This window comes from Zhihengliuella sp. ISTPL4 (assembly GCF_002848265.1).
Taxonomy (GTDB): Bacteria; Actinomycetota; Actinomycetes; order Actinomycetales; family Microbacteriaceae; genus Microbacterium.
Genome location: NZ_CP025422.1, coordinates 3,171,041 through 3,196,101, shown reverse-complemented (window position 1 = coordinate 3,196,101; position 25,061 = coordinate 3,171,041). Strand labels below are relative to the sequence as shown.

The 25,061-nt window shown below is 70.6% G+C and carries 31 protein-coding genes and 1 tRNA gene; 16 read left to right on the top strand and 16 right to left on the bottom strand.

Translation table 11 applies throughout. The features are described from left to right. Position 1: 1 nt before the first annotated feature. A complete protein-coding gene (locus CYL12_RS15290) occupies positions 2 to 1,273 on the top strand; it encodes a kynureninase (protein WP_101848345.1) in 1,272 nt (423 codons plus the stop codon). Further along, entirely contained in the window at positions 1,263 to 2,084 is an 822-nt protein-coding gene (locus CYL12_RS15285; RefSeq protein WP_101848845.1) for a PaaX family transcriptional regulator, read from the top strand. The genes CYL12_RS15290 and CYL12_RS15285 overlap by 11 nt, the downstream gene beginning before the upstream one ends. Here CYL12_RS15285 and CYL12_RS15280 read toward each other — a convergent pair. Next, positions 2,081 to 2,575 carry an FBP domain-containing protein gene (locus tag CYL12_RS15280; RefSeq protein ID WP_101848344.1) on the bottom strand — a complete coding sequence of 165 codons (495 nt, stop codon included), beginning with the start codon at positions 2,573 to 2,575 and terminating at the stop codon, positions 2,081 to 2,083. The genes CYL12_RS15285 and CYL12_RS15280 overlap by 4 nt on opposite strands. A gap of 293 nt (positions 2,576 to 2,868) precedes the next feature. Here CYL12_RS15280 and CYL12_RS15275 point away from each other — a divergent pair, with 293 nt between their 5' ends. Next, positions 2,869 to 3,216, top strand: coding sequence for a hypothetical protein (locus CYL12_RS15275; RefSeq protein WP_199399150.1), 348 nt, complete (start codon positions 2,869 to 2,871; stop codon positions 3,214 to 3,216). A gap of 20 nt (positions 3,217 to 3,236) precedes the next feature. Here CYL12_RS15275 and CYL12_RS15270 read toward each other — a convergent pair whose 3' ends face one another. Then, positions 3,237 to 3,638 (bottom strand): hypothetical protein, encoded by a 402-nt coding sequence (locus CYL12_RS15270; protein WP_101848343.1) that lies wholly within the window; start codon positions 3,636 to 3,638, stop codon positions 3,237 to 3,239. A 191-nt stretch (positions 3,639 to 3,829) separates the two neighbouring features. Between CYL12_RS15270 and CYL12_RS15265 the strand changes: the two genes are divergently transcribed. Then, positions 3,830 to 4,036 carry a CsbD family protein gene (locus CYL12_RS15265; RefSeq protein WP_101848342.1) on the top strand — a complete coding sequence of 69 codons (207 nt, stop codon included), beginning with the start codon at positions 3,830 to 3,832 and terminating at the stop codon, positions 4,034 to 4,036. Positions 4,037 to 4,103: 67 nt separating this feature from the next. On the opposite strand, the gene CYL12_RS17355 is transcribed toward CYL12_RS15265, so the two are convergent. Further along, complete coding sequence (locus CYL12_RS17355) at positions 4,104 to 4,268, bottom strand: hypothetical protein (protein ID WP_187614902.1); 165 nt, start codon at positions 4,266 to 4,268, stop codon at positions 4,104 to 4,106. Positions 4,269 to 4,389: 121 nt separating this feature from the next. On the opposite strand from CYL12_RS17355, the gene CYL12_RS15260 reads away from it, so the two are divergent. The 6 genes from CYL12_RS15260 (at position 4,390) to CYL12_RS15235 (ending at position 9,400) form a co-directional block, all read left to right on the top strand. After that, entirely contained in the window at positions 4,390 to 4,656 is a 267-nt protein-coding gene (locus tag CYL12_RS15260; RefSeq protein ID WP_101848341.1) for a DUF7218 family protein, read from the top strand. A 5-nt stretch (positions 4,657 to 4,661) separates the two neighbouring features. After that, positions 4,662 to 5,738: a carboxylate-amine ligase gene (locus CYL12_RS15255; RefSeq protein ID WP_101848340.1), complete on the top strand. Its 1,077-nt coding sequence runs from the start codon at positions 4,662 to 4,664 to the stop codon at positions 5,736 to 5,738. 38 nt (positions 5,739 to 5,776) lie between these two features. Continuing rightward, complete coding sequence (locus tag CYL12_RS15250; RefSeq protein ID WP_101848339.1) at positions 5,777 to 7,183, top strand: MFS transporter; 1,407 nt, start codon at positions 5,777 to 5,779, stop codon at positions 7,181 to 7,183. Next, positions 7,180 to 8,049, top strand: a complete 870-nt coding sequence (locus tag CYL12_RS15245; protein WP_101848338.1) for an endo alpha-1,4 polygalactosaminidase — start codon at positions 7,180 to 7,182, stop codon at positions 8,047 to 8,049. Before CYL12_RS15250 ends, CYL12_RS15245 begins: the two co-directional genes overlap by 4 nt. 101 nt (positions 8,050 to 8,150) lie before the next feature. Next, the gene (locus CYL12_RS15240; protein WP_101848337.1) at positions 8,151 to 9,197 is read left to right on the top strand and encodes an iron-containing redox enzyme family protein; all 1,047 of its coding nucleotides are present in this window, start codon (positions 8,151 to 8,153) and stop codon (positions 9,195 to 9,197) included. Further along, a complete protein-coding gene (locus CYL12_RS15235; protein ID WP_025102521.1) occupies positions 9,194 to 9,400 on the top strand; it encodes a CDGSH iron-sulfur domain-containing protein in 207 nt (68 codons plus the stop codon). The genes CYL12_RS15240 and CYL12_RS15235 overlap by 4 nt, the downstream gene beginning before the upstream one ends. Before the next feature lie 7 nt (positions 9,401 to 9,407). Here CYL12_RS15235 and CYL12_RS15230 read toward each other — a convergent pair whose 3' ends face one another. Further along, entirely contained in the window at positions 9,408 to 10,187 is a 780-nt protein-coding gene (locus CYL12_RS15230) for a YggS family pyridoxal phosphate-dependent enzyme (RefSeq protein ID WP_101848336.1), read from the bottom strand. A 124-nt stretch (positions 10,188 to 10,311) separates the two neighbouring features. Between CYL12_RS15230 and CYL12_RS15225 the strand changes: the two genes are divergently transcribed. Beyond that, positions 10,312 to 11,025: a glutamine amidotransferase gene (locus tag CYL12_RS15225; protein WP_101848335.1), complete on the top strand. Its 714-nt coding sequence runs from the start codon at positions 10,312 to 10,314 to the stop codon at positions 11,023 to 11,025. A gap of 65 nt (positions 11,026 to 11,090) precedes the next feature. On the opposite strand, the gene CYL12_RS15220 is transcribed toward CYL12_RS15225, so the two are convergent. Beyond that, positions 11,091 to 11,636 carry a carboxymuconolactone decarboxylase family protein gene (locus tag CYL12_RS15220; protein WP_101848334.1) on the bottom strand — a complete coding sequence of 182 codons (546 nt, stop codon included), beginning with the start codon at positions 11,634 to 11,636 and terminating at the stop codon, positions 11,091 to 11,093. Between the two features lie 122 nt (positions 11,637 to 11,758). Here CYL12_RS15220 and CYL12_RS15215 point away from each other — a divergent pair, with 122 nt between their 5' ends. After that, positions 11,759 to 12,610: an AraC family transcriptional regulator gene (locus CYL12_RS15215; RefSeq protein ID WP_101848333.1), complete on the top strand. Its 852-nt coding sequence runs from the start codon at positions 11,759 to 11,761 to the stop codon at positions 12,608 to 12,610. Positions 12,611 to 12,640: 30 nt separating this feature from the next. Here the strand turns inward: CYL12_RS15215 and CYL12_RS15210 are convergent. The 4 genes from CYL12_RS15210 to CYL12_RS17260 form a co-directional block, all read right to left on the bottom strand. After that, positions 12,641 to 12,711, bottom strand: a tRNA-Cys gene (locus tag CYL12_RS15210). 13 nt (positions 12,712 to 12,724) lie between these two features. After that, the gene (locus CYL12_RS15205; RefSeq protein WP_101848332.1) at positions 12,725 to 13,972 is read right to left on the bottom strand and encodes an aminotransferase class I/II-fold pyridoxal phosphate-dependent enzyme; all 1,248 of its coding nucleotides are present in this window, start codon (positions 13,970 to 13,972) and stop codon (positions 12,725 to 12,727) included. Then, the gene (locus CYL12_RS15200) at positions 13,969 to 15,318 is read right to left on the bottom strand and encodes an aminotransferase class I/II-fold pyridoxal phosphate-dependent enzyme (protein ID WP_101848331.1); all 1,350 of its coding nucleotides are present in this window, start codon (positions 15,316 to 15,318) and stop codon (positions 13,969 to 13,971) included. Before CYL12_RS15200 ends, CYL12_RS15205 begins: the two co-directional genes overlap by 4 nt. 50 nt (positions 15,319 to 15,368) lie before the next feature. Next, positions 15,369 to 15,518, bottom strand: a complete 150-nt coding sequence (locus CYL12_RS17260) for a hypothetical protein (RefSeq protein ID WP_158297209.1) — start codon at positions 15,516 to 15,518, stop codon at positions 15,369 to 15,371. Positions 15,519 to 15,715: 197 nt separating this feature from the next. Here CYL12_RS17260 and CYL12_RS15195 point away from each other — a divergent pair, with 197 nt between their 5' ends. Beyond that, complete coding sequence (locus CYL12_RS15195; RefSeq protein ID WP_101848330.1) at positions 15,716 to 16,405, top strand: DedA family protein; 690 nt, start codon at positions 15,716 to 15,718, stop codon at positions 16,403 to 16,405. A gap of 50 nt (positions 16,406 to 16,455) precedes the next feature. On the opposite strand, the gene CYL12_RS15190 is transcribed toward CYL12_RS15195, so the two are convergent. Both CYL12_RS15190 and CYL12_RS15185 read right to left on the bottom strand, forming a co-directional pair. After that, positions 16,456 to 16,941, bottom strand: a complete 486-nt coding sequence (locus tag CYL12_RS15190) for a universal stress protein (protein WP_101848329.1) — start codon at positions 16,939 to 16,941, stop codon at positions 16,456 to 16,458. Between the two features lie 44 nt (positions 16,942 to 16,985). Continuing rightward, positions 16,986 to 18,419 carry an MFS transporter gene (locus CYL12_RS15185; protein ID WP_101848843.1) on the bottom strand — a complete coding sequence of 478 codons (1,434 nt, stop codon included), beginning with the start codon at positions 18,417 to 18,419 and terminating at the stop codon, positions 16,986 to 16,988. A 143-nt stretch (positions 18,420 to 18,562) separates the two neighbouring features. On the opposite strand from CYL12_RS15185, the gene CYL12_RS15180 reads away from it, so the two are divergent. Then, complete coding sequence (locus CYL12_RS15180; RefSeq protein WP_101848328.1) at positions 18,563 to 19,348, top strand: DNA/RNA non-specific endonuclease; 786 nt, start codon at positions 18,563 to 18,565, stop codon at positions 19,346 to 19,348. 19 nt (positions 19,349 to 19,367) lie between these two features. On the opposite strand, the gene CYL12_RS15175 is transcribed toward CYL12_RS15180, so the two are convergent. The 4 genes from CYL12_RS15175 to CYL12_RS15160 are packed head-to-tail and all read right to left on the bottom strand — an operon-like array spanning position 19,368 to position 23,224. After that, positions 19,368 to 20,456 (bottom strand): alkene reductase, encoded by a 1,089-nt coding sequence (locus tag CYL12_RS15175; protein WP_101848327.1) that lies wholly within the window; start codon positions 20,454 to 20,456, stop codon positions 19,368 to 19,370. Between the two features lie 60 nt (positions 20,457 to 20,516). Beyond that, a complete protein-coding gene (locus CYL12_RS15170; protein ID WP_101848326.1) occupies positions 20,517 to 21,005 on the bottom strand; it encodes a MarR family winged helix-turn-helix transcriptional regulator in 489 nt (162 codons plus the stop codon). A gap of 52 nt (positions 21,006 to 21,057) precedes the next feature. Next, a complete protein-coding gene (locus CYL12_RS15165) occupies positions 21,058 to 21,513 on the bottom strand; it encodes a MarR family winged helix-turn-helix transcriptional regulator (protein WP_101848325.1) in 456 nt (151 codons plus the stop codon). Position 21,514: 1 nt separating this feature from the next. Then, positions 21,515 to 23,224: an MDR family MFS transporter gene (locus CYL12_RS15160; protein ID WP_233486769.1), complete on the bottom strand. Its 1,710-nt coding sequence runs from the start codon at positions 23,222 to 23,224 to the stop codon at positions 21,515 to 21,517. Positions 23,225 to 23,365: 141 nt separating this feature from the next. Between CYL12_RS15160 and CYL12_RS15155 the strand changes: the two genes are divergently transcribed. Then, positions 23,366 to 23,827, top strand: coding sequence for a DUF2243 domain-containing protein (locus tag CYL12_RS15155; RefSeq protein WP_101848323.1), 462 nt, complete (start codon positions 23,366 to 23,368; stop codon positions 23,825 to 23,827). Continuing rightward, positions 23,797 to 24,714: a cytochrome c oxidase assembly protein gene (locus tag CYL12_RS15150; RefSeq protein ID WP_233486768.1), complete on the top strand. Its 918-nt coding sequence runs from the start codon at positions 23,797 to 23,799 to the stop codon at positions 24,712 to 24,714. Before CYL12_RS15155 ends, CYL12_RS15150 begins: the two co-directional genes overlap by 31 nt. Here the strand turns inward: CYL12_RS15150 and CYL12_RS15145 are convergent. Further along, complete coding sequence (locus tag CYL12_RS15145; RefSeq protein ID WP_101848322.1) at positions 24,648 to 25,016, bottom strand: hypothetical protein; 369 nt, start codon at positions 25,014 to 25,016, stop codon at positions 24,648 to 24,650. The two genes, CYL12_RS15150 and CYL12_RS15145, sit on opposite strands and share 67 nt — an antisense overlap. Positions 25,017 to 25,061: the final 45 nt, after the last annotated feature.

The following is a 25,061-nucleotide window of genomic DNA, read 5'->3' as shown; positions in this document are numbered from 1 at the left end:
CATGACCGACCGCTCCGCCGACACCGCGCTCCTCGACGCCGCCCGCGCGCTGGACGCCGCCGACCCGCTCGCCGCGCACCTCGACGCGTTCGTCGAAGCGCCGGGCGTCACGGCCTACCTCGACGGCAACTCACTCGGCCGTCCGCTGCGCGACGTGCCGGAGAAGCTCGCCGCGTTCGTCCGCGACGACTGGGGCACCCGGCTCATCCGCTCGTGGGACGAACAGTGGATGGCCCTGCCGATGGAGCTGGGCGACCGGATCGGCGCCGTCGCCCTGGGCGCGGGGCCGGGGCAGACGGTCGTGTCGGATTCGACGAGCGTGCTGATCTACAAGCTCATGCGGGGGTCCCTTCGACAGGCTCAGGGACCCACGGGCGCGGCTCAGGGGCCCACAGGGCGGACGGAGCTCGTGATCGAGGAGGGGAACTTCCCCACCGACCGGTTCCTCGCCGAAGGCGTCGCGGCGGAGATGGGGGCCACGCTGCGGTGGATCACGCCCGACCCCGTGCACGGCGTCACGGTCGACGACGTCGCAGCCGTGCTCTCCGAGCGGACTGCGCTCGTCTCGCTCAGCCACGTCGACTACCGTTCCGGCGCCCTCGCCGACATGGCGCGCATCACGGAGGTCGTCCATGAGGCCGGGGCGCTGATGATGTGGGACCTCTGCCACTCGGCGGGGGTCGTGCCGATGCAGCTCGACGAGTGGGGTGTCGACATGGCGGTCGGCTGCACCTACAAGTACCTCAACGGCGGCCCGGGTTCGCCCGCGTTCGCCTACCTCCGCCGCGACCTGCAGGGTGTCCTGCGGCAGCCCATCCAGGGGTGGTGGAGCGCCGCCGACATCTTCGCCATGGGTCCGGAATACGTCCCGGCTGACGGCATCCGCCAGCTCCTCAGCGGTACGCCGCCGGTGACCTCGATGCTCGCGATGCAGGGCATGATCGACCTCATCGAGCAGTCGGGGATCGACGGCGTCCGCGCGAAGTCGGAGTCGCTCACCGCGCTGGCGGTGCGGGCGTACGACGAGCTGCTCGCGCCGCTGGGCGTCCGACTGCTCAGCCCCCGCGACCCCGCGCTGCGCGGCGGACACATCACCATCGGGCACCCGGACTTCCGCGAGGTCACCCGGCGGCTGTGGGCCGACGGCGTCATCCCCGACTTCCGCTTCCCGGACGGGATCCGGCTCGGGCTGTCGCCGCTGAGCACCTCACACGCCGAGACGGTCACGGGAGTGCTCGCGGTCAGGGATGCGCTGGAGTCCGGTGTCTCCTGATCCCGCGGCGCCGGTCGTGCTCGATGACATCGATGCGCGGCCGGGCAGCACCGCCTCGCTTCTGCGCACCCTGATCGGGCTGTATCTGCGTCCGCTCGGCGGCTGGATCTCGGCCGCCGACCTCGTGACCCTGGCGGGCGAACTCGGCATCGCCGCGGCCCCCGCTCGCACAGGCATCGCCCGCCTCAAGCAGAAGGGCCTCCTCATCCCCGAGCGCCGCGACGCGATCGGGTACCGACTCAGTCCCGCAGCGGTGCCGATGCTGGAGCGCGGCGACCGGCGGATCTTCCGCATGCGGGAGATGACCGACGGCGATCCGTGGTGTCTGGTGTCGTTCTCGATACCGGAGAGCGCGCGCAGCGTGCGCCATCAGCTGCGTCGGCGTCTGCACTGGATCGGCGCGGGCGTCGTCTCGCCCGCCCTGTGGATCTGCCCCGGGCACCTCCGCGACGAGGCGCTGCAGATCCTCGACGAGCTCGACGCCCGCCGCTGGGCGACCCTGTTCGAGGCATCGGCCCCCGCTCCGGCGGGCACGCTGGCCGAGGCGGCGGCCGCGTGGTGGGACCTCGACGCGCTGCGCGGCGAGCACGAAGCCTTCCAAGCCGCGCTCGCGGACCTCCCGGACGCGCCGTTCCCGGCCTACGTCCATCTCATCGACCGCTGGCGGGTGCTGCCCTACACCGACCCGGGGCTGCCCCCGGAGATGCTGCCGGCCGACTGGCCGGGCGGACGCAGCTTCGAGGCGTTCGCCCGGCTGTCGGCGGAATGGGCAGCGCCCGCCCTCGCGCATGTGCGCGCGGTGACGACCTAGCCGTTCCGGCCGGCGACCTCGCGGACGAACCCCGTCACGTGCTCCTGCAACCGGAGGATCCGCATCTCGCGCGCGAGTTCCCGGTCGTACCCCGGGTAGGCCAGCGGCGGGAGCTTCCGCACCGCCTCGTTGCACCCGAACTCCGCGCACGCGAGCACACCGACCGTGTCGCCCTTGCGACCGGCGGCCCCGGCACGTCGGGCGACGTAGAGCTGCACGTCGTTGCGGAGCGTCACGTCCTCGCACCAGGAGCACTGCGCGCGGGCGAGCACGCGCTGCTCGGCGCGCTGCAGCACGACCCCCACGGGCTCGTCGTCGATCCACGTCACGACGTAGGAGCGCCGGGGCAGCTTCGGGTCCACCCAGCCGAGGTAGTCGAGCCGGTCGAAGTCCGTCTCGGCGAAGCCGGGCGGAAGGGTGATGTCAGAGACCTCCTTGCGGGAGGCGTTGCAGAAGGAGGCGCGCAACGCGCGCTCGTCGATGGGACGCATGAGAGGAAGAGCTTTCGATGTGATCGCCGGGACGGCGAGAAGGATCAGAGGATCACCCGGACGGATGCCGGGGTACGACGCAGCACCGGGGACGGGGGTTCCGCCTCCGGCCGGTCCTCAGCCTCTGCCTGCGGCGCTGAACGCGCCTGCAGCTCCGCTCCGCGCCCCGAGGGCGCTCATCGACGACAGCACCCGGTGAGCCTACACCCGTTTGTTTCGTCGCGTGTCGGGGCGTTGCGGGATGCCGACCCGGTCGACGTACTCTGGCCGGACGCCGATCCGAAGGAGACCCCGTGTCCACGCCGCTGCACCGCCGTCCGCCCCTCGAGGTGCGTGAGCGTACAGCGTGCATGTGCCGGACCGGCGGTCGGTGCTCGTCGTCGGCGCCCGGCCACGCCCTGCATCTGATCCAGGAGCGTCTCGCCGCGGCGACTCCGTCCGGATGGGCGGACGCCTTCGTGACCGCGGTGGATCCCGTCGCCGGAGACCTCGTCGTCCGCACGCTCGACGGGACGACGCACGCGCTCTGGAACGGTTCCGGCGCCGCCCTGGAGGCGGGGCTCGGCAGCCCCGTCGCCCTTCATCTCGAATACGGTGTGCTCGCCGTCGGCCGCACCCGCTTCAACGTCGCCGCGGTCTGACGGCGCCCTGCCCTGCGGGGTCAGGCACTCGCCATCATCATGTCCCGGACCGCCATGCAGGCGTTCATGCAGGCCTGGCAGGCCTGAGCGCAGAGGCGGCAGACGTCGCTGTGATCCGCATGCTGCATGCACTCGTCCATGCACATCTGGCACATCGCGATGCACGCGTCGAGCATCGCCATCATCGTGGCCGGAGTCATCCCCTGCAGGCGGAGCATCGACCGCATCATGGTGTGGCACATGTCCGCGCAGTTCATGCAGGCCGGAGCGCAGTCCATCTCCTGCGTCGCGCACACCGTGCACGCCTGCTCGCAGGCGGCACACGCGTCCATGCAGGCCTGCAGGACCGACATGTCCATCATCGCCATGTCGGGCATCGACTCCATGTTCTTCGACATGGCGCCCATCATCATCGCGTCCATCGCGCACCGCTCCCTTCGTCGAGGACGGCGGGCAGGACACCCGCCTGGCGCCAGGCTAGCCGTTGTCCGAGCGCGAGTCGATGGGGACGGAACGCTGACACGCGTCCCGTCGAATGTCAATCCCGTGGACGGACCGGGACCGCGGTGCGAGTCTCGAAGAGCAATCGATCCGTCAAGGAGAGGAGCCTCTTATGAGTGGCGCAGATGACATGAAGAACTCCGCCGAGAAGCTGGGTGGCAAGGCCAAGGAAGGCTTCGGCAAGCTGACCGACAACGAGAAGCTCGAGGCCGAAGGCCAGGCGGATCAGGTGAAGGCCGACGCGAAGCAGGCCGGCGAGAACGTCAAGGACGCCGCGGGCAAGGCCGGCGACAGCGTCAAGGACGCGTTCAACCGCTGATCCACCCCGCTGATCCCACGAAGAGGGGGAGGCTCGCCGGTGGCGAGCCTCCCCCTCCGCACTCGTGTCAGACCTTGCGGTTGCCCGAGATCGATCGGATCAGCCAGGCGATCACGGCGATGGCCAGGAGCACCAGACCGACCCACAGCAGGAACTGGAGCGACTGCACCAGTCCTCCGGTGATCGCGAGGATCACGGCGATGACGATGACGATGATCAGGAGGATGTTCATCGGTCTTTCCCTTCTCTGGGGGCGCGGGCGCCCGACTGCGGTGATTCCACGCTAGCCCGGACCGGCACCCACACCCGAGGGGGTTGACTTCCACCCTCCCGATGCGCGAAGGAGTATGACAATGCCAGGACGACGCAACAATTCCCTGAAGGATCCGAAGCTGTACGAGGAGCTCCGCGACGACGGCGCCTCGAAGGAGAAGGCCGCGCGCATCTCGAACGCCGCTGCACGAGACGGCCGCAGCACGGTCGGTCGGCGTGGCGGGAAGCACGGAGATTACGAGGACTGGACGGTACCGGAGTTGCGCAAGCGCGCCAAGGAGCTGGGTCTGACCGGCTACAGCGGCAAGCGCAAGGGCGAGCTCATCTCCGAACTGCGGAACCACTGACCCCGATGACGCGCTTCGGGATCGAGGAGGAGTTCCTCCTGCTCGATGAGGATTCGCTCGTCCCCGTCGCCCTCAGCGGTGACATCCTGGAGCGCATCGGCGGCACCATCGCCGCCGGCCGCGTGACCACCGAGTATCTGGCCTCGCAGCTGGAGGCCCTCACCGATCCGGTACGAACCGGCGCGGAAGGCGGACAGCAGCTCGACGTCTTACGCGCGGCCATCGGCGCGGCGGCGCGCGCCGAGCGGGCGATCGCCGCGCCGACCGGTTCGCCGTTCACGACCCTCCGCTCCCCGCGGCTGTCTCCGTCCGCGCACTACGACGACGTCGCGCGGCGCCTCGCGCATCTCACCCGTGAGCACGAGGTCAACGGACTGCACGTGCACGTCGAGGTACCGGACGAGGAGGAGCGGGTCCGGGCGCTGAACCGCCTCCGTGCGTGGCTGCCGCTGCTGCTCTCGCTGAGTGCGAACAGCCCCTTCGGCAACGGCATCGACACCGGATTCGCGAGCTGGCGGAGCATGCTCATCCGACGCCTCCCCTCGTCCTGGTGTCCTCCCCGGTTCGCCGACGTCCACGATTACCGCACCCGTGTGGAGCAGCTCCTCGATCTGGGGACCATCGGCGAGGCCACGTCGCTCTCCTGGGCGGTGCGACTCTCCGAGCGCTACCCGACCGTCGAGGCGCGGGTCGCCGACACGCAGCTCACGGCGGACGACGCCGTGCTCTCGGCGCTGCTGACCCGGGGGATCGCGCTGGCCTCCGAGCAACGCATCGTCGCCGACGAGACGGAGGCGGTCGACGCCTCGCTCTGGATGGCCGCCAGGGCGGGGATGGAAGCGCGGATCGTGGACCCGCTCACCGGCGATGTCGCACCCGCCAGGACCGTCGCGGCGCATCTGCTCGACGACATCGGCCCGGTGCTGGACGAGCTCGGCGATGCGGAACCGGTGCGGGCGGGGCTCGACCGGCTGCGGACGGACGGCACCGGGGCGGCACGGCAGCGGGCAGCGCACGCGCGGGGCGGCCTCGCCGGGCTCCGCGATCTCCTGCACGAAGGTACCGGAACGCCGGTGGGGTGACCGCCCTTCGCGTCCGTGGCCGGGGGTAGTGTCGGCCTGTGCCATCCTTCGCCCCGCTCCAGCGGCTCGTCATCGCGATCGCCGTGCTCGCCTCGTTCGTCACGTTCCTGGACGGGACGGTCGTCAACGTCGCGCTCCCGGCGATCAGCGAAGAGCTCGGCGGCGGCATCACCACGCAGCAGTGGGTCGTCGATGCGTACCTCATCACCCTCAGCGCGCTGATCCTGCTCGCCGGCTCCCTGTCCGACGCCTACGGCCGGGTGGTGGTGATGCGGATCGGCCTCATCGCCTTCGGCATCTCGTCGATCGCGGTCGCCGCGGCGATCGATCCGCTCATGCTCATCGTCGCCCGAGCGGCGCAGGGCGCCGCAGGCGCACTGCTCGTCCCGAGCTCGCTCGCCCTCATCACCGCCACCATGCGCGGCGACGTGCAGGCCAGGGCCATCGGCGTCTGGACCGCCTTCACCACGGGGGCACAGCTGGTCGGCCCCCTGCTCGGCGGCGTCTTCGTCGACTACCTCTCCTGGCGCTTCGTGTTCCTCATCAATGTGCTGCCCATCGGGGTGACGCTGCTGCTGCTCGCCCGCCTGCGCCTGCCGGAGCACCCGCGCGGCGTTCGGGTCGACTGGTGGAGCGGAGCGCTGTGCGCCGTGGGACTCGGTGCGGTCGTCTTCGCCTTGATTGAACAGCCGAATCTCGGCTGGGCCTCCCCCGCCATCTGGATCCCCGCCGTGGTCGGGGCCGTGCTCTTCGCGGTGTTCCTGTGGCGCCAGCGCCGCTCGTCCACCCCGCTCATGCCGCTCTGGCTGTTCCGTGTGCGGGACTTCGGCTGGGGCAACCTCGCAACGCTCTTCGTCTACGCCGCCCTCTCCCTCAACGGCTTCGTCGTCGGCGTCTACCTCCAGCAGGGGGCGGGCCTGAGCGCGACGGCGGCGGGACTCGCGAGCCTGCCGATGACGATCCTCATGATCCTGCTCAGCTCCCGCGCCGGCGGCTGGGCCGGACGGTGGGGCCCGCGGATCTTCATGACCGTCGGGCCGCTGATCATGGCCGCCGGCGCCCTCATGCTCCTGACCGTCGGCGCCGACTTCGACTACTGGTGGCAGGTGCTCCCGGCGATGATCGTCATGGGTCTCGGCCTGTCGCTCACGGTCGCTCCCCTGACGGCCGCGATCCTCGGCGCGATCGACGAGAACCACTCCGGCATCGCCTCGGCCGTGAACAACGCCGTCTCCCGCGTCGCCGGTCTGCTCGTGGTCGCGATGCTGTCGACCATCGTCGGCGGCGCCCTCGATCTCGACGGCTTCCACAACGCCGCCTGGGTGACGGCGGCGCTCCTCGTGCTCGGCGGGGTCGTCTCGTGGATCGGCATCCGGCGGAATCCTTCGGAGGACGCCGCCGACCCCGTCGACGCCCCCGCGCAGCCGACACCCCAGCCGCGATGAGCGTCTCGGGTGCACGAGGCGATCGCACAAGGACACGCGTCTCCCTGACGCTGGGGGCGTTCGTCACCGTCGGGGTCCTCGCACTCGCCGCCTGCACCGCTCCGCCCCCTCTCCCTGCGGCGGGAACGGGGGCGTCGGCCGATGTCGCGCCGCCCCCGGCCTCCGCCCTCCCGGACTACCAGCTCGGCGGCGCCTACGACCCGCCCGCCGGCGTGGGCATCGTCGGCCGCGACCGCAGCGCGGAGCCGGCCGCAGGCCTCTACTCCGTCTGCTACGTCAATGGCTTCCAGACCCAGCCGGGCGAGCTCGACGCCTGGCCCGACGACCTGCTCCTGCAGGACGGCGGTCACGTGGTCTTCGACCCCGACTGGCCCGACGAGGCCCTCCTGGACACCGGCAGCGCGGCGCAGCGGTCCCGCATCGCCGGGATCGTGATCCCGTGGATCGAGGGCTGCGCGGACTCCGGCTTCCAGGCGGTCGAGTTCGACAACCTCGATTCCTTCTCGCGGTCGCACGGTGCCCTGAGTCGGGACGACAACCTCGCGCTCGCGGAGCTCCTCGTCGATGCGGCGCACGGCGTCGGCCTGGCCGCCGGGCAGAAGAACGCGGCAGAGCATGCGGAAGTCCTGAAGGAGCGCGCGGGCTTCGACTTCGCCGTGACGGAGGAGTGCGCCGCGTACACGGAATGCGGCGCGTACACCGCCGTCTACGGGACGCACGTGATCGACATCGAGTACACCGACCAGCTGCCGCGGCCTTTCGCGGAGCTGTGCGCCGATCCGGACACCCCGGCATCCATGGTGCTCCGCGACCGCGACCTCGTCACTCCGGGCGATGAGGGGTACGTGTTCGCCGCCTGCCCGTGAGGCACCCGCTTGCCTGCCGAGCACCTCGGCGTCAAGTCCCTGGCGATCGCCGCTCGCGCGGGTGAGGATGCGGGTGATCGATTCGATGGGAGCCCCTCCGCATGACCGTTTCCACCCTCGACGCCGACACCGCCGTCGCCTTCTCGCCGCGCGGCCCGCTGTCGAGTGCCGTCCTCTCCGTGCTCACCGGTCGCGGCGGCGACGCCGCCGCCCTTCCCGACCTCGCCACCGCCGCCGTCGCCGCGAGCGACGACGTGGTCCGCGACGACGACATCCAGCTCGCTTTGTTCGTCCTCTACGCCTCCTCCTACGGTTCGCTTCCCCAGCTCGATGCGGCGCTGGAGTGGGAGGCGGGGGTCGTCACCGCGCGCCGGATCCTCGAGGACGCCTTCGAGGCTGCACTGCGCGAGACGGTGCCGGTGCCGGAGCTTCCGGAACCCGCGGTCGACGCCGTCGGGCGTGCCCTGTTCGCCCTCGCCGCCGCCGACACCGGACCCAGCCTGTCCCGGCACATCGCCAGGAAGGCCACCCGCGAACAGGCCGAGGAGTCCCTGATCCTCCGCTCGGTGTACACCCTGCGGGAGGCCGACCCGCACTCCTGGGCCATCCCGCGGCTGACGGGCCGTCCCAAGGCCGCGCTCGTGGAGATCCAGTCCGACGAGTACGGCGGCGGCCGCCCTCAGCGCGTGCACGCGGAGCTGTACGCCCGGGCCCTGCGCGCGGCGGGGCTCGACGACACGTACGGCGCCTACGTCGACGACGCCCCGGCGATCACGCTCGCCTCGCACAACATGATGAGCCTGTTCGGACTCAACCGCCGGCTCGTCGGCGCGATCGTCGGGCACCTCGCCGCCTATGAGATGACCTCGTCGATCCCTTGCCGCTTCTACGCCGACGGCCTGCACCGGCTGGGATTCGCCGACGAGGTCGCCGCGTACTTCGAGGAGCACGTGGAGGCCGACGCGGTGCACGAGCAGATCGCCGCCCGCGACCTCGCGGGGAGCCTCGCGGAGGACCGTCCCGAACTGCTGGCGGACATCCTGTTCGGCGCGGCGGCGTGCCTCACGGTCGACGGCTGGGCTGGAGCCCACACCCTCGACGCCTGGACCGAAGGCCGCTCAGCGCTGCGGGAGAGGACGACGGCATGAGCGGCCGGGACGAACCGGTGACCGTCACCGCGTACCCGGACGGCCCCCTGCTCGTCCGAGGCGAGATCGAGCTGCACGCGAGCGACGGCACGGTCATCGACCCGCGTCGCCGCACGGTCGCGCTGTGCCGCTGCGGACTCTCCGCACTCAAGCCCTTCTGCGACGGCACGCACAAGGCGGCCGGCTTCCGCACCGAGGACTGAGCGGAGGTCAGCCCTCCGGCCAGTAGTGACTGTCGGGGACGGATCGCGCGCCGAAGATCGCCTGGCCGACCCGCACGCACGTCGCCCCCTCCTCGACGGCGATCTCGTAGTCGCCGGACATGCCCATCGACAAGGCACCGTCGCCGATGAGGTCGGGATCCTCCTCGCGGGCCCGGTCACGGAGGGTGCGCAGCAGCGCGAAGCACTCCCGCACCCTGGCGTCGTCCGGCGTGAGCAGCGCGAGCGTCATCAGCCCGCGGACACGGAGGGCACCGTAGGACGGCAGGGCCTTCAGGAAGCCCGGCAGCTCCTCGGGCGGCATCCCGAACTTCGAGTCTTCGGCTGACGTGTTCACCTGCACGTACACATCGAGGGTGCGCCCCGCGGCCTGGAGACGCCGGTCCAAGGCCTCGGCGACCCGGAGCCGGTCGAGCGCCTGGAACTCGGCGGCGAAAGACGCGACGTCCCTGGCCTTGTTCGTCTGCAGGTGGCCGATGACCACCCAGTCCACGTCGAGGTCGGCCGTCTCCCGGTTCTTGCGCACGGCCTCCTGCACCTTGTTCTCGCCGAGGCGGCGCAAGCCGGCACCGATGGCCACCCGCACGCGATCGGTCGGGACGGTCTTGCTCACCGGCAGCAGGTCCACCGCACCGGGATCACGGCCCGCACGCCCGGCGGCGGCGGCGATGCGGGCGCGGACGGCGGCGGCGTTGGCGCGGAAGTCCGCGCCGGTGAAGGCCGTCGGATAGCGCTCGGCACCGCCTGCGAAGGGCTCGGGCTTTGACATAGGTCAAAACCTAGCAGAGTGCGCTCCGCCGGAGGAACAGGGACCCGCGGCGCGCGCGATCGCCTCGGCACCCCGAAGCTCCTGTGCTACTTTGACATAGGTCAAATCTATCCGAGGAGAGTGCATGTCCGCGCCCCGTCCGCTCCGAACGGCGGTCGCCGTCCGCCACGTCCCCTTCGAAGACCTCGGGATCCTCGCCCCTCTGCTGGCGGAGCGCGGTTACGAGATCACCCTCCTCGACGCCGGCATCGACGATATCGACGAGAACGTCGTCACCGCCGTCGACCTGCTCATCGTCCTCGGCGGACCGATCGGCATGTACGACGACGACCGCTATCCCTTCCTGCGCTCCTCGAAGTCCGCCCTCGCGGCTCGCCTCGACAGCGGCGGCGCCACGCTCGGCGTCTGCCTCGGAGCCCAGCTCCTGGCTGAGTCCCTGGGCGCGGGGGTCCGTCCGACCGGGGCGGTCGAGATCGGCTTCGGTCCGCTCACACTGACCCCCGAGGGCAGGGAGTCCGTCTTGGCCCCGCTCGACGGCGAGCCTGTGCTGCACTGGCACGGCGACGAGTTCGCGATCCCGGCCGGCGCCCAGTCCCTGGCATGCACGCCCGGCTATCCCCATCAGGCCTTCGCGGTCGGACGCACACTCGGTCTTCAGTTCCACCTGGAAGCCGATCACCGCGCCATCGAGCGCTGGCTCATCGGCCACGCCCACGAGCTGCATCACCACGGCATCGACCCGCGGATGATCCGAGAAGAGGCGCGCGCGCTGGGCCCCCGGCTCGAGACCCTCGCCACCCGCGTCCTCACCGACTGGCTGGATGCGATCGAGGCCTAGCGAGACCACCCGCGCAGCGGAAGAGGCCGGACCCCCAGCGGATCCGGCCTCTACTCCCCTCGACCTCAGGCGGCGCGACGCAGCGGCACCGTCGGGAAGTCGATCGGCACGTCGAGCGCGATGTTCACGTAGTTCGTGAAGAGGTTCAGCGCGACCTGGCCGATGGTCTCGACGATCTGCTCGTCGTTCCAGCCGTGCGCGCGAAGGGCGTCGACGTCGGCCGAGGCCACCTGGCCCCGCTCCTCGACGAGCTTGAGCGCGAAGGCCAGCAGCGCCGCGGTGCGGGGGTCATCGGAGGTGCCTTCCTGCGCCTCGGCGAGGACCTCTTTCGACAGGCCGGCCTTCTTGCCGAGCGCGGTGTGCGCGGCGAGGCAGTAGCCGCACGAGTTGCGGTTCGCGACGGCGACGGCGATCTGCTCCCCGAGAGCCGCGCCGAGCGTGCCCCCGCCGTAGGCGCCGAACGCGCTCCACATGCTGGTCAGAGCAGCGGGCGAGTTCGCGACCGCGCGGAACATGGCGGGAACGGCACCGAACGCGGAGCCGATCTGCTCGAGCTGGTCCTTGACGGGGCCGGTGGCGGTCTCACGGTCGACGAGAGGGACGTTGGGCATGGGATGCTCCTTTGTTTCGGGACGGGCCGGGTTCGGCTTCCCCTTCAGTCTTCCGTGGAGCGCAGGATGATACGCATCATCCGGTCTTGTATTCATGACACATCGTCCAGAAGAATGGAAGGATGCCGCCACTCGACCGTCTCACCCCCCTGCTCGATCGCTTCCGGGTGCGCAGCCGCCTGTTTCACACCGGCCCCCTCTGCGGCACGACGGTCTTCGCGGCGAGCGCAGGCCACGGCTTCCTCCACGTGCTGCGTCGCGGCGAGATGGAGGTCACGCATCAGCGCCCGGACGGGCGCATCGAGCGGGAGACCATCACGCGGCCGAGCCTGCTGTTCTTCCCCCGCCCGATCGATCACACCTTCCTCAACGCGCCGACCGAGGAGTCGGACTTCGCCTGCGCCACGATCGACTTCGACGGCGGGACGACGCATCCGCTCGTCCGCACCCTCCCCTCCGTGATCGTCCTGCCCCTTGACGAGGTGTCGACCCTCGCTCCCGCGCTGGACCTCCTCTTCGCCGAGGTCGACAACGTGCGCTGCGGCCGTCCTCTGGTCGCCGATCGGATGTTCGAGGTCGTGCTCATCCAGCTCCTGCGCTGGATGCTCGACCACTCGGGCGAGCTGGCGCTGCCGCCGGGGCTGCTGCCCGGACTGGCCGACGAGCGACTCGCACCCGCCCTCGTGGCGATGCACGAGGCCCCCGGAGAACCTTGGAGCCTCGACGCGCTCGCGCGCACGGCGACCATGTCGCGCAGCGCGTTCGCAGCGCGATTCAAGGAGGTCGTCGGCCGCGCGCCGGGCGACTACCTGACGGAGTGGCGGCTCACGATCGCCCAAGAGCAACTGCGGGCAGGGATGTCGGTGAGCGCTGTCGCCGCCGATCTCGGCTATGCGAGCGCCTCCGCCTTCTCCCGCGCATTCACCCAGCGACTGGGCCGCTCCCCGCGGGCCTGGCTCGGCCTCGCGGCCTGAACTCGGCGCGGCCCGAAGGTCGGCGATCAGAGGTGGAGGCAGGAATCGAACCTGCGTGCGCGGTCTTGCGGACCGTGACCTGGCCACTCGGTCACTCCACCGGGTCTGGGGTCCTCAGCGTCCCGGCGGGGAGTACCCCTGCAGGAACCGCCCGAAACGCTGCACCGCGTCGACGAGGACGCCGGTCTCAGGCAGGAAGGCGATACGCAGATGGTCGGTATCCGCGCCGTTGAAGGCGCGGCCGTGGACGAGGAGGATGCGCTCGGCGTCCAGGAAGTCGAGCACGAGCCGCTCGTCGTCGAGGATGCCGAACACCTCCGGGTCGAGGCGGGGGAAGAGGTAGAGACCGCCGCCCGCCTCCTGCACCTCCACACCGGGAATCGCGCGGAGCGCGGCCGTGGCCGCGTCTCGCTGCACGGTCAGCCGCCCCTCTGCCGAGACGAGCGCATCGAGCGATCGATCGTGGCCCAGCGCCGCCGTGATCGCATGCTGCGCCGGCACGGACGCGCACATCCGCATCGAGGCGAGCAGCCGCAGGCCGGAGAGGAAGGGATCGTCGGCGGCGAATCCTGTCGTGAGCGCCCAGGCCGCCCGGTAGCCGGCGACGCGGTGGGTCTTGGACAGCCCGGCGAAGGTGACACAGGGCACGCCGGTGGCGATCTGCGCCGTCGAGACGTGCACGAAGCCCGGATACACGACACGGTCGTAGATCTCGTCCGAGAGCAGCAGCAGACCGTGGCGACGGGCCAGCTCCGCGATGCCCTCCAGCGTCTCCCTGGGGTACACGGCTCCGGTCGGGTTGTTCGGATTGATGACGACGATGGCCACGGTCCGCGGTCCGATCGCCGCCGCCATGGCCTCGAGGTCGGGGAGCCACCCGGCGTCCTCGACGCAGGGATAGTGCACGGGCTGGCCGCCGGCGAGCACGGTCGACGCCGTCCACAGCGGATAGTCGGGACTCGGGATGAGGACTTCGTCCCCCGGCTCCAGCAGCGCTTGCAGGGTGAGCCCCACCAGCTCGGAGACGCCGTTGCCGACGGTCACGGCGTCGATGCCGATGCCCGGGAATCCGGGCCGCTGTGCGTAATGCGCGCGGATCGCCTCCCGCGTCTCCGGCAGGCCGGGCGACTCCGAGTACCCGTGAGCCTGCGGAAGGGCAGCTCGCAGCGCCTCGACGATCACGGGCGGCGCCTCGAAGCCGAACGGCGCGGGGTTCCCGATGTTGAGGCGGAGGATCCGCTCCCCGCGAGACTCCAACTCGGCGGCACGTTCCGCCACCGGTCCCCGCAGGTCGTAGAGCACGCCGTCGAGACGCGAGGAACGCCCGATGCGGACAGCGGCCGGGGCATGCCGGTCCGTCATCCGTCCCCCTCCGCCGGACCGGCGGTGGCCGCCACGTCATCCGCCAGCCGTCGCAGGTCGGCGTCGTCGAGGTCGTGCACCGTCAACCGCAGATGATGGGAACCGGCCGACCCCTCCTCCAGCGCGAACTCGGACCCCGGACGCACGAGCCATCCGCGGCGCGCGAGACGCTCCGCGACCACGGCCGCGTCTTCTCGGACGTCCACCCAGACGTTCAGGCCGCTCTCCGCACGGACACCCAGCCCGCGAGCGGAGAGGAGGGCGGCGAACGACCGGTTGCGCGCGGCGTACCGGCTCCCGGCCTCGGCGATCAGCCGGTGCACCCCGGCATCGCGGAGCATGGTCGCGGCGAGCTGCTGCATGACATGGCTCACCCACATCGTGCCGGGACTCAGCCGGAGGGCGAGGCGTTCAGCGGTGACCGGGTCGGACGCGGTCAGCGCCAGGCGCATGTCCGGGCCGAGGAACTTGGACACCGAGCGCACCAGAGCCCAGCGCTCCTGCGCCGGCCCGATGATGCTCGCGTACGGCGTCGGCGCGAGCAGCGAGAAGTGGTCGTCCTCGATCACCAGGACGTGCGGGTGCGGGGCGAGGACCTCGCGCAGCTCTGCGGCGCGAGCCGGGCTGATGCTGACTCCGGTGGGGTTGTGGGCGCGCGGCGTGCACACGATCGCACGGACGCCGCTCTCCAGGGCGTCGCGCACACCCTCCACCGTCATCCCCTCGTCGTCGACCGGGATCGCGACAGGAGAGTATCCGGCCAGCCGTGCCGTCTGGATGCTGGAGAGGAAGCACGGATCCTCCAGGCCCACCCGGTCGCCGTGCACCAGAGTCTGGGCGAGCAGCCGCTCCACCGCGTCGACCGCTCCCGCGGTGACCGACAGCCGGAACGGACGCGGGTTGTCCTCCGCGATCCATCTGGTCGCCCACTCGGCCAACCCGGCATCGATCACGGACTCGCCGTAGAGCACGGGGGTGGGATGCACGGAGGTGAGCGCCGCCGCGAGGTCGGGCAGGAGCGCCGCCTGCGGGTTGCCGCTCCCGACGTCGCGCAGGGCCGTCCCGGAGGTGAAGCCCTCGTCGGGGGTCGCGGCGGGGCCGAGCACAGTCGTCCCCGTACGTCCACCGGTGGCCGCGATGCGGGCGCTGACGAGCGACCGATAGGCGGCGAGCACGGTGTTGCGGTTGACGCCGAGGCGCTCCGCAAGGGTGCGGACCGGAGGGAGCCGGTCGCCGGCGACGAGGGTCCCGCGCTCCACGAGATCGCGGACGCTCTCCGAGATCTCCGCGGCGGTGACACCGCTGATGGCGTCCGTCTCGTCGCCCCTGCTCTCCGCCCTACCCATGACTCGACGGTAGGGGAGATTTTGACCTATGTCAAAATCTCCCCTACCGGTCAGGGACGGTCGTCGACCTCCACGCCGTCCTCGAGCTCCTCGGGCTCCAGGTCGGTCACGTCGACCTCGGGGGTGTCCCCCTCTCCGTTATTGGCCGTCGGGGGCTCCCCGTGGAATCCGGTCGTCTCGTCCTGTCGCGGATCGGTCATGCTGCCTCCTCGGTCGGTGGGACTCCATGATCGCCCTGCCCGCGCTTCCCCAGCGAGCGCCTTGACAAGGTCCGCGCTACCCGCCAGGCACGCAGGCGGAGTCCAGGGAAGAGCGATACCGTGCAGGAGCGGGCGCTCCCCACGGGTCGTCTCGCCGCATCCCGCACGATCACCGCGATCCCCCGACAGAGGACACGATGACCCCCGGCTCCCTGCCCCTCGCCGCTTCCGCTCCTGGTTACGACGGCTTCATCGGCTGGGTGCTCAGCCTGATCGAGACCCTCGGTGAGGTCGGCGTCGGTCTCGCCGTGCTCATCGAGACGTTCGTCCCGCCGATCCCCTCGGAAGCCATCCTTCCCGCGGCGGGTTTCCTCGCCTACGACGGCCGGATGAACGCCTGGGGCGCCTGGGCCGCGGCCACGATCGGCGGACTCGTCGGCGCCTGGATCTGGTACGCCCTCGGCGCCGCCGTCGGCCGGGACCGCACCCGGCGCATCGTCGGACACATCCCCCTCCTCGACCACGACGATTTCGACAAGGCTGAGGCGTTCTTCGCGCGCTGGGGAGGCGGCGCCGTGCTGTTCGGCCGCTGCGTCCCCCTCGTCCGCTCGTTCATCTCGATCCCCGCCGGCATCGAGCGCATGGCCCTGTGGAAGTTCACGCTGTACACGCTGCTCGGCTCGGCGGTCTGGAACGGCATCTGGATCGGCCTCGGGTTCGCCTTCGGGCCCGCCATCCGGCCGATCCTCGAGCAGTGGAGTGGAGTGATCTCGGACGTGGTCGTCGGCCTGCTGATCCTTCTGCTGCTCCTCTTCATCGTTCTGCGCATCCGCCGCCGGATGCGGGAGGCGGCGGCGCGCCGTGCGGAGGACAACGGGCGGGCCTGAGCGCTCTCCGCTCGACGGCAGCGGCCGCCGAGCGGAGAGCACCCCGCGGATCAGCCCTGGTTCGCCGCCGAGCGCGCCGCGGCCACCGCGTCGGAGGGGATGACCAACGTCGGTCTGGTGGCATGGTGGAGGACGTTCGCCGAGGTGCTGCCGAGAACCGTCGCGGCCAGCCCGCGCCTCCCTCGCGACCCCAGCACGATCAAACTGCTGTCACGGTCCTCCGCGGCCGCGATGATCGCCTCCGACGCCGAGACGACGGAGGAGGACACCACCGGTTCCGCGCGGAGGCCGAGCGTGGCGGCGAGCTCCGCCCCCGCAGCGGCGATCTGCTCCGACGCGTCGAGGAGCGCCGCATCTACGCCCTCCAGCCTTTCGAGCACGGGGTGACCCTGCAGGTGGGCTGCGAAGCCTTCCATCGGCTGCCGCGCGAAGAAGACGACGGCTTCCGCGCCCGGGAACAGGGCCGCGGCGACCTGCACAGCGGTTCGGGCGTTAGGCGACCCGTCGTAGGCGATGAGGAGTCTGGGAGTGGACATGTTCGTCTCCTTCGTTCGGTGGGGCGTTTCCGACGTCCCGGGGTTCACAGCGTGCGGGTGGAGATCGTGTCCACCGTCCGGTCGGGTCGCCGGGTGCGGAACAGTGCGGCGACGAGCAGGGCGCCGACCAGGGCGATACCGCCTGCCGCGATGAACGCGGCCGAGTATCCGGAGGTGAGCGCCTCGGGGTCGCCCAGATGGCTCGCGCCGAAGCCGGCCGCGACCGCCGACACTGCGGCGAGGCCTATCGCCGAGCCGACCTGATAGCTCGTGTTGACGATGCCGGAAGCGAGCCCACCTTCCTCCGGCGGCGCAGCCGAGATGGCGACCTGCAGGGACGGGATGAACGCGAGGGCCTGCCCGAATGCGACGACCAGAGACGGCCCGAACGCATCGACCCAGTAATTCCCGTCCGGGCGGATGAAGGCCATCCACCCGAGTCCGGCGGCGAGGACGACCAGACCGAGCACGATCGGCACCTTCGGCCCGAAAGCAGCGATCACCCGTGGGGCCAGCACGATCATCCCGATCATGATGAGAGCGGTCATCGGCAGCAGCGCAGCCCCGGCGGGGAAGGCACTGAAACCGAGCACCTGCTGGAGGTACAGGTTGAGGAAGAACCACATGGGGATCCATGCGGCGCCGAGCAGGATCTGCGCGAGGTTCGCCGCACCGAGATTCGGAGACCGGAAGATCGAAAGGCGCATGAGCGGCTCGCGCCTCACACGCTGGATGAGCAGGAACAGCGCGAGCAGCACGACGCCCGCGCCGATGGCGATCCAGGTCTCGCCGGCCGCCCACCCGACGACCTCGGCGCGGACGATGCCGTAGACCAGCGCGGCGAGGCCGAGCGTCACGGTCAGGGCGCCGACGACGTCGACGGACCCCTTCGCTCCGAGCTTGCCTCCGGGGAGGGCCGGCCACATCACCGCGAGGACGAGCACCGCGATCGGGACGTTGACGAAGAAGACCCACGGCCAGGAGGCGAACTCGGTGATGACGCCGCCGAGGAACACGCCGGCCGTTCCGCCGGCCGGAGCGGCCGCGCCATAGAACGCCATCGCCTTCGTGAGCTCGCGTGGGCTGTGCCCGAAGAGCATCATCAGCAGCGTGAGCGCGGCCGGAGCGATGAGAGCGGAACCCGCACCCTGCAGCACGCGACCGACGAGTTCGGCGGCGACGTCACCCGCGAATCCCGCCACCAGGGAACCGGCTCCGAGGACGACCCACCCCGTGGCGAACATGCGCCGCGGTCCGAAGAGGTCGGACAGGCGCCCGCCGAGGAGCAGCAGACCCCCGAGGGCGATGACATAGGCGTTGAAGACCCAGGAGAGGGTATTCGGGGTGAACCCGAGATCCTCCTGCATCCGCGGCAGCGCCACGCCGATGATGGACGCGTCCATGATGACCATGAACTGCGCCAGGGCGATGAGGGTCAGCCCCCACCATCGCGCGGGACTTCTCGTTGACGATGACACGTCGTGCTCCATTTCCGTCGGGAAGGGGCGCCGATCGGCGCCTCTCGTGTTAATACCCTAGGGGGGTATGGTATTCCCAACAAACCCGTGTCACGTCGGCACCCCAATGAGTTGATGTCGGCGGGGCAGGGCACGATGGGGGCATGACGGACGGCTATGACCCCGATTTCCTCGGCATCCCCGTGCCGATGCCTGCGCCGCCGATGCCGGTCCGCTCCCTTCCGGCCCCACGGTTCACGGTCCTGCTGGACCCGGAGCGGCGCCTCGCCGCGGTGACCGCCGTGAACATCGACGGTTCCCGCCTGCGGGATCTCCCGCGCACCGGCGAATGGCACCTCGATCGCCGGGTGCCGGCAGACGAACAGACGGGACCAGCGGTCTACGCTCGGAACGACCTCGACCGCGGCCATCTCGTCCGCCGGCGCGACCCCGGCTGGGGAGAGCTCGATGAGGCCCGCGCCGCTGCGGAGGCGACCTTCACCTACCCGAACGCCGCACCCCAGGCCGCGGGCTTCAATCAGTCGAAAGACCTCTGGCTCGGCCTGGAGGACCACGTGCTGGCGTATGCCGAGACCACGGCGCAGCGTCTCTCGGTCTTCACCGCCCCCGTCCTCGCCGACGACGATCCGCCGTACCGCGGCATCCGCGTGCCGTTGCGGTACTGGAAGATCGCGGCCTGGCGCACGGAGGACGGACTCGCGGCCGCCGCTTTCGTCCTCGACCAGTCCGAGCTCGTGGACGCGAGAGACGGCGGCCTCGCCATCGCTCCGCTCGGCGCGTTCCGCACATTCCAAGTGCCGGTCGGCGAGATCACGGCCCTCACCGGCATCGCCCTCGGACCGCTGTCCGACGCCGATATCCTCGACCGACGCGGGTTCCGCGAACCCGCATGGCGCCCGCTGCACACCGCCGACGACATCGTGCTGTGAGGCAGCGGGCACCCGGGTGTCACTCGGCGGCGCGTGCGACCTCCAGCGACGGGTAGTCGACGTACCCTTCGGCGGTCGAGCCGTAGAACAGCTCAGGGCGCGGCTCGTTCAGCTCGGCGCCGGTCCGCCAGCGCTCCACGAGGTCCGGGTTGGCGATGACGGGACGGCCGGCCGCGACCGCGTCGGCCCAGCCCTCGGCCACCAGCTCCTCGGCCGCGGCCCGGGTGGTCTCGACGCCGAAGCCGGTGTTGACGATCAGCGGCGCGCCTGCCGCTCGACGGATGGCCTGGACGAGCTCTCCCGCCGGTTCGGCGTGCAGCACATCGACGAAGGCCAGCCCCCATGGCGCGAGCCCCTCCGCGAGCGCGGTGTACGTCGCGAGCACATCGGCCGCGTCGTCCTCGATCACCCCCTGGATGCCGTGCGCGGGCGACAGCCGGATGCCGGTGCGGTCCGCGCCCACCGCGGCGGCGACGGCCGTGGTCACTTCGATCGCGAAGCGAGCGCGGTTCTCCGGCGATCCGCCGTACCGGTCGTCGCGGACGTTGGAGACCGGGGACAGGAACTCGTGGACGAGGTAGCCGTTGGCACCGTGCACCTCGACGCCGTCGAAGCCCGCCGCGATCGCGTTCCGCGCGGCCTGCACGAACTGCTCGACGACCACGGGGATCTCGTCGAGGGTGAGGGCGTGCGCGATGGGCAGATCGGCCTTGCCCTTGAGGGTCCGCGTCTGCCCGGGGGCCGCGAGAGCGCTCGGTGCGACGACGCGGGGCTCCCCCGAGATGTCCGGGTGGCCCACCCGGCCGCCGTGCATGAGCTGCATGACGATGGTGCCGCCCTCTGCGTGCACGGCGTCCGCCACGCGTCGCCACCCCTCGATCTGAGCGGGGGTGACGACGCCCGGCTGCCCGGGGTACGACTTGCCCTCGAGGACCGGCCAGACGCCCTCGGAGATGATCAGCCCCTGCCCCGCACGCTGGCGGTAGTACTCCTCGATGATCGCGGTCGGCACGCCCTCGGCGTCCGCACGCGTCCGGGTGAGGGGCGCCATGACGACGCGGTTGGACAGATGCAGGGAGCCGAAGTCGACGGAGTCGTAGAGAGCCATAGTGGGACCAAGGCGCCCGCCCGGGACTGTATTCCCGTGAATCGATCGTATTCCGGTGTATCAACCGCCGAGGTCGGCGACGAGGTTCGCGAAGTGGTCGAGATCGGCAGCCGTCCAGCCGCGCAGCCGCTCACCGATCCGCCCCTCGTATCGGGAACGCGCGAGAGCGACGCGCTCCTCCGCCAGCGGCGTGGCCACCAGCATGCGAGCGCGACGATCCTCGGGATCGGGGATGCTCTCGACGAGCCCGAGCTGCTCCAGCTGACGCACCTGTCGGCTCACCGCGGACTTGTCGGTCTGCAGCCGCTCGATGAGCGCTCCGGCCGTCGTCGCCCGCCCCGCGAGGATCGAGGTCAGCACCTGGTACCCGAGCGGCTGGAGGTCCGGGTGCACCGTGGCGGCGGCCTCGCGCCACCCGACGCGGATGCGGGCGAACAGTCGTCCGAGCTCGTGCTCGACGCGGGCGACGGCCTGGTCGAGATCGTCGATCGCGGCGTCGGTGTGGTCGGATGCCTCGGCGCCGGCGGGGTCGACGGACGGGGCACTCATGTCGCCAGTGTACGGCGAAGCCCCGCGACCGGATGCGGTCACGGGGCTTCGGTCAGACCTCGGCGAGGAGGCGGAACACCTTGGATGCGGCCTCGATCTCGGCGGGCGTGAGCTCGTCGATGACAGCGCGGAGCCGGGTGCCGTACTCCCGACGGACGTCGGTGAGGGCCGTGCACGCGGCCGGTGTCGCGGTGAGCACCCGGAGCCGGCCGTCGCGCTCGTCCGGCACGGACGCGATGAGGCCGAGGTCTTCCAACATCCGCACCTGGCGGCTGACGACCGACTTGTCCATCTCGAAGCGCTCGGCGAGCTCGTGCGCGCTGGCCGAACCCGCCCGGTCGATGAACGTGAGCAGCTTGTACCCCGCCACCTGCAACTCCGGGTGGACCCGGGACGCCGATTCCTTCCACAGCGACCGGGTCCGCGCGAAGATGAGGTTGAGATGCGCCTGGAGGTCGCTGAGGGCGGTGTCGACGTCGGGGGTGCCGACCGCCTCGGACGCGATCATGTCAGCGCTCCTGCTTCCGATCCTCGCGCTCGAGCACGCTCACCGAACCCGTGGTGGCGGCCGGCTCGGCCTGCCCGGTGCGGATCGTCCCGGTCGAGAGGTTCGCGCCGACCTCGGCCTCGGAGACCTCGATGACGGACTCCTCCGCCTGCTCGCGCAGCTGCTCCGCGGCGTTCTTGGTGGACAGCGGCTTGTTCTTGATGAACGCGATCGCGATGATCGCGATCACGGCCAGCGGGATGGCGAGGATGAACGCGTCCGCGATGCCGTGCCCGTAGGCGCTCTCGACGATCGTGCGGATCGTGTCGGGCAGCTCGCCCACCTTCGGCACGTCGCCGGAGCCCAGGCGCTCCAGGGCGCTGATCTCATCGGGCGTTGTCGGGACGAAGCCCTTCAGGCCGTCCTTCATGAAGTCGGCGACGCTCGTGGAGAGCAGCGACCCCATGACGGTCACACCGATGGTGCCGGCGATCGTGCGGAAGAAGTTCACGTTCGACGAGGCCGCGCCCAACTGCTGCGGGGCGGTGTCGTTCTGCACGATGAGAGTCAGGTTCTGCATGACCATGCCGAGCCCCGCGCCGAGCACGAACATGTACACGGCCACCAGGGTGAACGGAGTGTCGTAGCGCAGGGTCGCCATCAGGCTCACGCCGATGGTGGCGAGGATCGAGCCGGTGACCATCCAGCCCTTCCACTTGCCGAAGCGGCTGACGAGCTGGCCGATGATGATCGACGCGCCCATCTGGCCGATGATCATCGGGATGGTCATCAGGCCCGACTCGGTGGGCGTGGCGCCCCGGGCCAGCTGGAAGTACTGCGCGAGGAAGACCGAGGTCGCGAACATCGAGACGCCGATCGCGATCGATGCGACGACCGACAGGGTGAAGGTGCGGTTGCGGAACAGCGACATCGGGACGATCGGTTCCTTGACGAAGAATTCCACCGCGACGAAGGCGGCGATCGCCACCCCCGCCATCACGGCGAGCGCGATGCTCGTGCCGGAGTCCCAGTCGAACTGGTTGCCGCCCAGGGAGACCCAGATCAGCAGGGTCGAGACGCCGACGGCGAGCAGGACGATGCCGAAGTAGTCGATGGACACCTTGGTGTCGCGCTGCGGCTTCGGCAGGTGCAGGGTGAACTGCAGCAGCACGAGCGCGACGATCGCGAACGGGACGCCGACGAAGAAGTTGGCGCGCCAGCCCCAGGCGTCGGTGATGACGCCGCCGAGCAGCGGGCCGCCGATCGTGCCGAGGGCCATGATGCCGCCGACGACGCCCATGTACTTGCCGCGCTCGCGCGGGGAGATGATGAGGGCCACGGCGATCATGACGAGCGACATGAGCCCGCCGACGCCGATGCCCTGCACGACGCGGACGGCGATGAGCATGTTCGTGTCGGTCGAGAAGCCGGCGATGACGGTGCCGACCGTGAAGAGGATGAGCGAGATCTGGATGAGGACCTTGCGGTCGACGAGGTCGGCCAGCTTGCCCCAGATCGGGGTCGAGACGGCCGTCGCGAGGAGGCTCGCGGTGATGACCCAGGTGTACTGCGACTGGGTGCCGCCGAGGTCGGCGATGATGACGGGCATCGAGGTCGAGACGACCGTGCCGGAGAGCACGGCGACGAACATGCCGACGATGAGGCCGGAGATCGCGGTGAAGACCTCGCGGGCCGAGCGCGCGGTCTCGGAAGAGGATGAGGTGTGTGTCACGGGGGAATGCTCCTGCATAGAAAGTTGATCGAGATCAACCATACGCCGATAGTTGCTGTTTCGCAACTATCGGCTGTACCGCACCCGCTGGATGCGGTCAAGGACATCGCCGCAGCGGAGCGACCGGACGACCCTGACCCCATGACCACCGACGCCCCCTCCCGCCTCGACCGGCGCCTGCTGGTGTCCGGCTTCCTGTTCGGATGCGGGATCGCCGCCTCGATGATCGATCTCTTCGTCTTCCACCTCGTGCTGCACTGGCATCACTTCTACGACCTGTCGACCTCCGACGTGGCCCTCGTCTCCGACGGGTTCTTCCACGCGTTCGGCTGGTTCATCACGATCCTCGGCGCCTTCCTCCTCGCCGACGTCCGTCGCCGGGAGCCGGTGCGGTGGATGCGGTGGACGGGCGCCGTGATCGCCGGGGTCGGCTTCTTCCAGCTCTTCGACGGCCTCGTCGATCACAAGCTCCTCCGGATCCATCAGATCCGCTACGGCGTCGATCTCCTGCTCTACGACACCGTGTGGATCGTGTCCGCCGGCGTGCTCCTCGCCATAGGAATCCTCATGGTGTGGCGGACCCGGGCCGTCCGGAGGGGGTGACGGCCATGCGCGAAGGTCACGACGGGCACCACGACCCGCCCCGACTGCCGGGCCTCGACGCCGACGCGACGAGCGGCGGCATCGATGTCCTCCCCCTCCTCGCACTCGTCCTCCTCGGCGGCGCCGCCGTGCTGTATCTCGGCGGGCTGTGGCGAACGCGGGATCGCAGCTCCTGGCCGCGGCCACGGACGGCCGCCTGGATGGCCAGCCTGCTCTGCGCCGGGGTCGGCATGGTCGGCCCGTTCGCCGCCCTGGCCCACAGCAGCTTTCCGGTGCACATGGCCGGCCACGTGCTCGTGGGGATGCTGGCGCCGCTCCTCCTCGTGCTCGGGCGTCCGGTCACCCTGGCGCTCCGCGCGCTTCCCGTCGCCAGGGCCCGTGCGCTCTCGCGCGTTCTGCGCAGCCGGCCGGTCCGCGTCCTCACGCATCCGGTGGTCGCGGGCACCCTCAACATCGGCGGGCTGTGGCTCCTCTACGCCACTCCCCTGTTCCCCCTCATGCACAGCTCGCCGTGGCTGCATGCCGCCGTCCACCTGCACGTGCTGCTGACGGGGTATCTGTTCACCGCGAGCATCGTGGGACTCGATCCCGATCCGCACCGAGCTTCCGTCCCCGTTCGGGCGACCGTCCTCATCGTCTTCATCGCCGCCCACTCGATCCTCGCCAAGTGGTTGTGGGCGCACCCTCCCGTCGGCATCGACGTCGGTGACGCCCGGATCGGCGCGGAACTGATGTTCTACACGGGCGACGCGGTGGACGTGCTGCTCATCGTGCTGCTGCTCCGGCAGTGGTATGTCGGGACGCGACCGCGCCCCACCACTCAGCCGCAGAACGAAGAGAGCCCGTCGTGGAGGCGCTCGATCGCCTCGACGGTCTCCGGCGCCTGAAGGTCGGTCATGCCGCCCAGCTGATCGGCTCCGGAGCGGATGAGGTCGCCGAGCTGGCCTTCCATCCCGTCGGCGACGCCGTCGAGGGTGGCGACGAGGTCGTCGCGCGCGGCATCGAGCTGCTCCGCGGACGCGTCGCCCTGGCTCAGCAGCTCTTGATACTGCGCATAGGCATCGTCGATGGTGGTGCAGGTCTCTGCGACCGGAACGCCGAACGCGTCTCCCGCGGCCTGGGTGACCTGGGCACACCCGGCGAGGAGACCGGCGGTGAGCAGCAGGGGGATGAGGGCGATGCGGCGCATGACCCGAGAGTAGCCGCGCCACCTGGGGCGCGGCTGACCCTCGGG

Excerpts from the sequence above, each read along its gene's own strand:
- CYL12_RS15290 (WP_101848345.1), top strand. The coding sequence starts at position 2 with ATGACCGACCGCTCCGCCGACACCGCGCTCCTCGACGCCGCCCGCGCG.
- CYL12_RS15280 (WP_101848344.1), bottom strand. The coding sequence starts at position 2,575 with ATGCGTCCCATCGACGAGCGCGCGTTGCGCGCCTCCTTCTGCAACGCC.
- CYL12_RS15270 (WP_101848343.1), bottom strand. The coding sequence starts at position 3,638 with ATGGACGCGATGATGATGGGCGCCATGTCGAAGAACATGGAGTCGATG.
- CYL12_RS15265 (WP_101848342.1), top strand. The coding sequence starts at position 3,830 with ATGAGTGGCGCAGATGACATGAAGAACTCCGCCGAGAAGCTGGGTGGC.
- CYL12_RS17355 (WP_187614902.1), bottom strand. The coding sequence starts at position 4,268 with ATGAACATCCTCCTGATCATCGTCATCGTCATCGCCGTGATCCTCGCG.
- CYL12_RS15260 (WP_101848341.1), top strand. The coding sequence starts at position 4,390 with ATGCCAGGACGACGCAACAATTCCCTGAAGGATCCGAAGCTGTACGAG.
- CYL12_RS15255 (WP_101848340.1), top strand. The coding sequence starts at position 4,662 with ATGACGCGCTTCGGGATCGAGGAGGAGTTCCTCCTGCTCGATGAGGAT.
- CYL12_RS15245 (WP_101848338.1), top strand. The coding sequence starts at position 7,180 with ATGAGCGTCTCGGGTGCACGAGGCGATCGCACAAGGACACGCGTCTCC.
- CYL12_RS15240 (WP_101848337.1), top strand. The coding sequence starts at position 8,151 with ATGACCGTTTCCACCCTCGACGCCGACACCGCCGTCGCCTTCTCGCCG.
- CYL12_RS15235 (WP_025102521.1), top strand. The coding sequence starts at position 9,194 with ATGAGCGGCCGGGACGAACCGGTGACCGTCACCGCGTACCCGGACGGC.
- CYL12_RS15230 (WP_101848336.1), bottom strand. The coding sequence starts at position 10,187 with ATGTCAAAGCCCGAGCCCTTCGCAGGCGGTGCCGAGCGCTATCCGACG.
- CYL12_RS15225 (WP_101848335.1), top strand. The coding sequence starts at position 10,312 with ATGTCCGCGCCCCGTCCGCTCCGAACGGCGGTCGCCGTCCGCCACGTC.
- CYL12_RS15220 (WP_101848334.1), bottom strand. The coding sequence starts at position 11,636 with ATGCCCAACGTCCCTCTCGTCGACCGTGAGACCGCCACCGGCCCCGTC.
- CYL12_RS15215 (WP_101848333.1), top strand. The coding sequence starts at position 11,759 with ATGCCGCCACTCGACCGTCTCACCCCCCTGCTCGATCGCTTCCGGGTG.
- CYL12_RS15205 (WP_101848332.1), bottom strand. The coding sequence starts at position 13,972 with ATGACGGACCGGCATGCCCCGGCCGCTGTCCGCATCGGGCGTTCCTCG.
- CYL12_RS15200 (WP_101848331.1), bottom strand. The coding sequence starts at position 15,318 with ATGGGTAGGGCGGAGAGCAGGGGCGACGAGACGGACGCCATCAGCGGT.
- CYL12_RS17260 (WP_158297209.1), bottom strand. The coding sequence starts at position 15,518 with ATGACCGATCCGCGACAGGACGAGACGACCGGATTCCACGGGGAGCCC.
- CYL12_RS15195 (WP_101848330.1), top strand. The coding sequence starts at position 15,716 with ATGACCCCCGGCTCCCTGCCCCTCGCCGCTTCCGCTCCTGGTTACGAC.
- CYL12_RS15190 (WP_101848329.1), bottom strand. The coding sequence starts at position 16,941 with ATGTCCACTCCCAGACTCCTCATCGCCTACGACGGGTCGCCTAACGCC.
- CYL12_RS15180 (WP_101848328.1), top strand. The coding sequence starts at position 18,563 with ATGACGGACGGCTATGACCCCGATTTCCTCGGCATCCCCGTGCCGATG.
- CYL12_RS15175 (WP_101848327.1), bottom strand. The coding sequence starts at position 20,456 with ATGGCTCTCTACGACTCCGTCGACTTCGGCTCCCTGCATCTGTCCAAC.
- CYL12_RS15170 (WP_101848326.1), bottom strand. The coding sequence starts at position 21,005 with ATGAGTGCCCCGTCCGTCGACCCCGCCGGCGCCGAGGCATCCGACCAC.
- CYL12_RS15165 (WP_101848325.1), bottom strand. The coding sequence starts at position 21,513 with ATGATCGCGTCCGAGGCGGTCGGCACCCCCGACGTCGACACCGCCCTC.
- CYL12_RS15155 (WP_101848323.1), top strand. The coding sequence starts at position 23,366 with ATGACCACCGACGCCCCCTCCCGCCTCGACCGGCGCCTGCTGGTGTCC.
- CYL12_RS15145 (WP_101848322.1), bottom strand. The coding sequence starts at position 25,016 with ATGCGCCGCATCGCCCTCATCCCCCTGCTGCTCACCGCCGGTCTCCTC.